The sequence below is a fragment of the Paraburkholderia sartisoli genome (assembly GCF_900107685.1).
Classification (GTDB): domain Bacteria; phylum Pseudomonadota; class Gammaproteobacteria; order Burkholderiales; family Burkholderiaceae; genus Paraburkholderia; species Paraburkholderia sartisoli.
In genome coordinates, this window is sequence record NZ_FNRQ01000019.1 from 1 (window position 1) to 6,351 (window position 6,351).

A 6,351-nucleotide genomic window follows, 5' to 3' on the forward strand; every position below is an offset into this window, starting at 1 on the left:
CGCGCGGCGGTCGACGCGGGGTTCGTGCCGAACGACTACCAGGTGGGCCAGACGGGCAAGATCGTGGCGCCCCAACTGTACGTGGCGGTGGGCATCTCGGGGGCGATCCAGCATCTGGCGGGCATGAAGGATTCGAAGGTGATCGTCGCGATCAACAAGGATCCGGAAGCGCCGATCTTCAGCGTCGCGGATTATGGTCTGGTGGGCGATCTGTTCGGCATGGTGCCTGAACTGACTGCATCGGTTTAACGCGATCCCAACGGGGCGCCCATAATGCGTAAGACCCGGATTGCGATCGTAGATGTCGGGCTCGCCGCCACACCTCATGCGCTCGCGCTCGACGATCTGCGGGGCGAAGTCGAAGTGGTCGGAAAATTCTGATCGAACGAATAATTCAACTCATGGCAGCAGAGAGCTTGCATGGGATCGGAGTAAGCGCTAAAGCGCTAACTCTGATCGACCGCAGCGAGCTTGCATGGGACCGGAGTAAGCGCTAAAGCGCTAACTCCGGTCGACCGCAGCGAGCTTGCATGGGATCGGAGTAAGCGCTAAAGCGCTAACTCCGATCGACCGCAGCGAGCTTGCATGGGATCGGAGTAAGCGCTAAAGCGCTAACTCCGATCGACACAGGAGACAAAGATGGATCCGGTAGCAAAGCGTAAATGGCCACGTTCAGGGCTCGAGACAACCGTGATGGGTTTCGGCGCCGCGCCGATCGGCAACATCTTCAGGCCGGTCAGTGAAGAGGATTCGGCTGCCTTGATCAAGGCAGCATGGGACGCGGGCGTACGCTACTTCGACACTGCCCCGATGTACGGCCACGGTTTGAGCGAGGCGCGCTGCGGCCAGGGGCTGCGCTGGTATCCGCGCGACCAGTATGTGCTGTCCACCAAGGTTGGGCGCCTTCTGAAGCCGCGCAGGCGTGCCGGGATTAACTTCGAGCCATGGGTCGACGGGCTGCCGTTCGAACCGGTTTTCGACTACAGCTACGACGGCACGATGCGTTCGATCGAAGACAGTCTGCAGCGTCTGGCGCTGGAACACATCGATATCGCGCTGATCCATGACATCGACGTGTTTACGCACGGAAAGCGGCAGCCCGAGATGTTCGATGCGGCGATGGCCGGTGCGGCGAAAGCACTGCTGAAGCTCCGTGACGAAGGGGTCGTGAAGGCGGTGGGCCTCGGTGTCAACGAGTGGCAGGTCGCGCACGAAGCGATTCGCCAGCAGGATTTCGACTGCCTGCTGCTGGCCGGTCGCTACACCCTGCTCGAGCAGGACGCACTCGATGGTTTCCTGCCGCTGTGCGAAGAGCGGCAGGTGTCGGTCATCCTGGGGGGCGGCTACAACAGCGGTATTCTCGCGACAGGCGCGGTGCCTGGCGCGAAATACAACTATTCGCTCGCGCCGGAGCCAGTTCTTGAGCGTGTGCGCAAGATCGAGCAGGTCTGCCGGGACTACGCGGTGCCGCTCAAGGCGGCGGCGCTGCAATTCGTTCTCGGCCATCCCGCGATCCCGACCAATATCCCGGGCGTGCGTACTGTTGCACAGCTGAACGATAATCTGCAAACCTTCCGGGCTGAAATTCCACCGGCATTCTGGGCCGAACTCAAACGCCGCGAGCTTATCCGGCAGGACGCGCCGACTTCTTGACGGTGCCTGACTGCGGGGCAGTGCCGGGCCGGGCAGTAATGAACTGCCCGGCTCGTGACAAACCTGCGTGCATCACAGTCACGGTTCGCCATGGCGGAGGGGCCATGCCGTCCTCGCGTTTTATCGTCAGGGAGAAAGTCGTGAAAGCGGCTGTACTCGTCGCGCCGAAGCAGTTCGAGCTGTGTGACGTGCCGGATCCTGAATGCGGTGAGTCCGCCTGAATATGACCGGGCGTCGAAGTCGTTTTCGATTGCCTGTCTGCGCGACGGCGTGCTGGTCGCGCTCGGTGCCGTGAACGCGACCCGGGATTTTGTCCATGGCAAGATGGCCATTGGCAAGGGTGTGAAGCCAGATCGTGGCGCCCTGGCGGATGCCGGCGTGGCGCTCAACAGTTTCAATCAGGAAGGCGCGTGTTAATGGCGTGCGTTTGCGCACTGTTCGTCATGTCCGGGTGAAATGCCCCGGACTCGTGAAAAGCATATGGGAATCGGGTGAGCGATCGCGTTGGAACGGGGTTCGATGGCGGATGCGCCACGTCGCGCGGCAGAATCGGCGCGCTGTATGGGCTGCTGATCGCCTTCAATGTCGGCGTATGGATCTGGGCGTTCGTCGCCTTTCATCGCTATCCGCTGCTGATGGGCACGAGCCTGCTCGCCTATTCGTTCGGGCTGCGTCACGCGGTCGACGCCGATCATATTGCCGCCATCGACAATGTCACGCGCAAGCTGATGCACGCCGGCCAGCGGCCCATCACGGTCGGTCTTGCATTCTCGCTCGGGCATTCGACCATCGTCGTGGCGGCCTCGGTCGCGATTGCGGCGACGGCGACCGCCATGCAGACGCATCTGGCCGGATTCAGGGAGACCGGTGCGCTGATCGGTACGCTGGTCTCGACCCTGTTCCTGTTCGCGATCGCGCTAATGAACCTGGCCGTGCTGGTGTCCGTGGCGCGCGCGTTCGTGCGGGTCAGGAACGGCGAACCCTACGTCGAGGAAGACATGGACGTGTTGCTCGCCGGTCGTGGTTTGCTCGCGCGGTTCTTTCGTCCGTTGTTCCGGCTCGTCACGAAAAGCCGGCACATGTACTGGCTCGGCTTTCTGTTCGGTCTCGGTTTCGATACGGCGACCGAGGTCGGCCTGCTCAGTATTTCCGCCGCGGGCGGCACACAAGGTTTGCCGATCTGGTCGATCCTCGTGTTTCCTGCCTTGTTTACCGCGGGCATGACCCTGATCGACACGACGGACAGCATTCTCATGCTCCGCGCCTATGGCTGGGCCTTTGTCAAACCGGTACGCAAGCTCTACTACAACCTGACGATGACGACGCTCTCGGTCGTGGTCGCGCTCCTCGTTGGCGGTATCGAGGGACTCGGGCTGCTTGGGGACAGGCTCGCATTGAGCGGCCGGTTCTGGAATGTCATCGGTGTACTCAACGACAATTTCGGCCTGGTGGGTTATGTGATCGTGGGCGTGTTCGCGACCTGCTGGCTGGGTTCGGCCGTGCTCTATCGCTGGATGCGACTGGGTGATCTGGACGGTCCATCGGGACAGGCATGAACGTATGTTCGTGTGCGGGCCGCCCATGCCGTGACGGCCCTCGAACGCGCCAGATTTCGTCGATCAGCTGGGCGACTGCCTCGTGGATCCTGACTGCCACTTCGTCCATGTCAGCCGCCTGCCGGTAGCTCATGGCCGCGATCAGCTGGGGGCGATCACCGCGCCGAACGCCTGGCGCTTCGCGGCCGGTCCGAGCCTCGGCGCGATCATGCCGAACGCGACGGCGCTGGCCGGTGAATACAGTCCGCGCGGGATTCGTGCATCGCTGATGATGATCGTTTCATGCGGCTACGCGCTCGGCCCCGCAGCCTGCGGAATTACCCGGATAACGCTCGGGCTGGTGTTCCCAGGCGGACCGCTATGAGAGCATCCGTTTGAAGAGACGGCCGGGCGTCCAGTTTTCAGTCGCCGGGCAGGCGATAAGCAAACTCATAGAAGTGCGCGCCTTCTACGATATTGATCTTGAACTCGCCTTCGATGCCGCCCAGTTCCCCCGTTCCGGAGTCTGGAACGACAGTCACGGACAGAGAGGATACGCCGCGATTCATGGTGCCCGTGTGCTGCAGCACGAACGAGCCGTGCTTTCCTGCCAGTACCCCGGTGACATTCTCTATGGCAACGTATCCGGCCGAACCTTTAACGCTTGTCATTGCGCTCAGCATTTGCCCCTTCGTGGCCGCTACGAGATCACCGGAGATCTGCTTGTCGATGGACATGCGTCCAAGCTGCTGCCCGGGGTCAGCGTTTTCGAACGACAAGGGCTGGAGTGAAACGACGAATGTGCCTTTTGCGAATTGGGTCATAAGAACTCCAGTGCAGAAGAGCCAGCAGTGGCGAATGGAAAGACGAAGGTGAAAGCGATTGCCGATGAAACGGACAGTGGCAAAAACGGCTTCTGGCCGGATCCGGCCAGGGCTGGCGCAAGTGGCCGGGCAGGCCACACCAGCAGGCTCCATATCCAGAACTACCGACCCATGGTTCGTCCATGAAACGACCGCTTGATGGATGCCGGTCAATTGGGAGCACGATATCACGCTCGGATAATTCGGGTTCGCGCGTGGCGGCGGTTGCAGTTAATGCTGGCCGAAAAACGCAGGGATTGCGGGTTCACGCGATTTCGATTTCAGGTCGTTACAGGTAATGCCCGCCCATCGGATGGAAATTCGATGCCGCGAACAATTTCTCTGGCAAGAATCGCCGGGAGATTGCAGCGGTCTGCGTCGACTGATGGGCAGGCTTTGTCGGTGGACCATGCGATCGGATACGTCCATATAAAAGACATGGATCCGGCCTCATTCGCACGACAGGCGAGACCCGTCGCAGGCAGCTTGTTGTGATGGCCGTGTTCGCGTGGATCACGTTTTCGTCGTACACGTTCATATAAAGAGAACAGGATACGGAATGCTGTTTTCACGATCAGACTCAAGCTGATCGTTGCCTTTGGCACGTGCGCGACGTTGATGCTCTTCGTCGCATTGGCGGGTACCGTTGGGTTTGTGCGCGCTGGTTTGCACGTCCCGGCCATGGCTCTGGCTGCTGGTCGAAGGTCGCTGCCGCGGCCCAGTCGTTCGAGAAGCACGTCGACAGGCTAAAGACGGCAGTCACATCGTTCATGCGGGTCGATCCGACGCGACCCGCATCGGTATAAGGCAAGCGATTTTCGCGGCCGATGCCTTCCGAAGCATCGGCGCAGGAAACGCGCTCACATGAAAAGTCTGGTCTGACTGCGTTCGTCCCAGCCCGGATGGATGCTCGCTGTATTCCTTCTGCACAACTCGTGCATGCCGCTAAACAGAAACCAGAAACGGTTTCGCGTGACTGACAAGCGGGAAATCTGTCTGGCCGCTCATCTTCCATCCAGACGGCACGTCAGCTTCGCGTCCATCCCGCCAGAATCCTGGCGAATACCTGGCGGCTTTAAACATCGGTCGTCATACAACTATGAATTCGCAAGACACGAAAAATGGGAGATACAAGGGCTTTTATTCCCAAATATCGGGGTATACCGCAGGTCAAATCGGCGAATTTACAGATACACTACAACTCATCTGATGACGGACTACACATTGGCTTTTCAACGTAGCAAGCGATTCAACCAGCAGTTCAATCGAGTTCGACAATAAACGCGTGGCCCCACGGACGAGTGACGAGGCGGCCTCGGATAGAGATCAAGGACAAGAATGAAATCAAATCTGAAGATGTCGCGCAGCCGGGCCGTTGCCTGCGTTATCGCGGGGGCAGTGCTCATTTCAGCGGCCCATGCGGCCCACGCAGCGGACCCGGTGACGCTGAACATTGTCGACGTGGCGGGCGACCTTCAGCTGACACAAAAGGGCTTCGAGGCATTCAAGGCGAAGTACCCGAACCTGGTGTCGAACATCACGTTCACCAACGCGCCGGCGCCGCAATTGCCGGGCAAGATCAAGGCGATGCAGGCCGCGGGGCGCTCGGACATCGACCTGGTGCTGACGGGCACCGACGCGCTCGCCGCGGGCATCGAGCAGAACCTGTGGGAGAAGCTGCTGCCCGATCACGCGGCGGTGTTCCCGGGCGTGCTGGATAACTACGCGCCGGGCCCGCGCAGGATGCAGGACCTGGCGCAGGGCTACGGGCTGGAGGTGGCCTACATGCCAGCCGGGCCGCTCCTTGAATACAACCCGGCGAAGGTCACCGATCCGCCGAAGACGCCCGAGCAGCTGCTGCAGTGGTGCAAGGCGCATCCGAACAAGCTGATCTACGCGCGCCCGGCCAACTCGGGCCCGGGGCGCACGTTCCTGATGGGGCTGCCGTATGTGCTCGGCGACAAGGACCCGCGCGACCCGATCAACGGCTGGGACAAGACGTGGGCGTTCCTCAAGCAGCTGAACGACTGCGTGCCGTACTACCCGGGCGGCACCTCGGCGGTGATGAAGGAGCTGGGCGAGGGCACGCGCGACATGACGGTCACGGTGACGGGCTGGGACATCAACCCGCGCGCGCTGGGCATCGTGCCGGCGGACTTCCGGGTGCAGGCGTTCGACAACATGACGTGGGTGAACGACGCGCACTACATGGTGATCCCGAAGGGCGTGCCCAAAGAGAAGCTCGAGGTGCTCTACAAGCTGATGAACTTCATGCTGGAGCCCGCGCAGCAGGCGCTGAC

The 6,351-nt window shown here is 61.0% G+C and carries 8 protein-coding genes; 6 read left to right on the forward strand and 2 right to left on the reverse strand.

What is annotated here, in order from left to right:
* The 5 genes from BLV45_RS26805 to BLV45_RS28300 form a co-directional block, all read left to right on the forward strand.
* The coding region (locus BLV45_RS26805) for an electron transfer flavoprotein subunit alpha/FixB family protein (RefSeq protein ID WP_218133560.1) at positions 1 to 249 on the forward strand (249 nt) is incomplete at its 5' end.
* Positions 250 to 639: 390 nt separating this feature from the next.
* On the forward strand, positions 640 to 1,653 hold the full coding sequence (locus BLV45_RS26810; protein ID WP_090538369.1) for an aldo/keto reductase: 1,014 nt from the start codon (positions 640 to 642) through the stop codon (positions 1,651 to 1,653).
* 207 nt (positions 1,654 to 1,860) lie between these two features.
* Positions 1,861 to 2,070 carry an oxidoreductase C-terminal domain-containing protein gene (locus BLV45_RS26815; protein WP_176954262.1) on the forward strand — a complete coding sequence of 70 codons (210 nt, stop codon included), beginning with the start codon at positions 1,861 to 1,863 and terminating at the stop codon, positions 2,068 to 2,070.
* A 74-nt stretch (positions 2,071 to 2,144) separates the two neighbouring features.
* Positions 2,145 to 3,209, forward strand: a complete 1,065-nt coding sequence (locus tag BLV45_RS26820) for a HoxN/HupN/NixA family nickel/cobalt transporter (protein WP_245753594.1) — start codon at positions 2,145 to 2,147, stop codon at positions 3,207 to 3,209.
* Between the two features lie 82 nt (positions 3,210 to 3,291).
* On the forward strand, positions 3,292 to 3,573 hold the full coding sequence (locus BLV45_RS28300; protein ID WP_176954261.1) for a hypothetical protein: 282 nt from the start codon (positions 3,292 to 3,294) through the stop codon (positions 3,571 to 3,573).
* 37 nt (positions 3,574 to 3,610) lie between these two features.
* Here the strand turns inward: BLV45_RS28300 and BLV45_RS26830 are convergent, their stop codons facing one another.
* Together BLV45_RS26830 and BLV45_RS27355 are read right to left on the reverse strand one after the other, a co-directional pair.
* On the reverse strand, positions 3,611 to 4,012 hold the full coding sequence (locus BLV45_RS26830) for a DUF3224 domain-containing protein (protein WP_090538373.1): 402 nt from the start codon (positions 4,010 to 4,012) through the stop codon (positions 3,611 to 3,613).
* Between the two features lie 320 nt (positions 4,013 to 4,332).
* A complete protein-coding gene (locus tag BLV45_RS27355) occupies positions 4,333 to 4,623 on the reverse strand; it encodes a hypothetical protein (RefSeq protein ID WP_143130490.1) in 291 nt (96 codons plus the stop codon).
* A 784-nt stretch (positions 4,624 to 5,407) separates the two neighbouring features.
* Between BLV45_RS27355 and BLV45_RS26835 the strand changes: the two genes are divergently transcribed.
* Positions 5,408 to 6,351, forward strand: a 944-nt coding sequence (locus tag BLV45_RS26835; RefSeq protein ID WP_090538377.1) for an extracellular solute-binding protein, incomplete at its 3' end; no start/stop codon positions are given.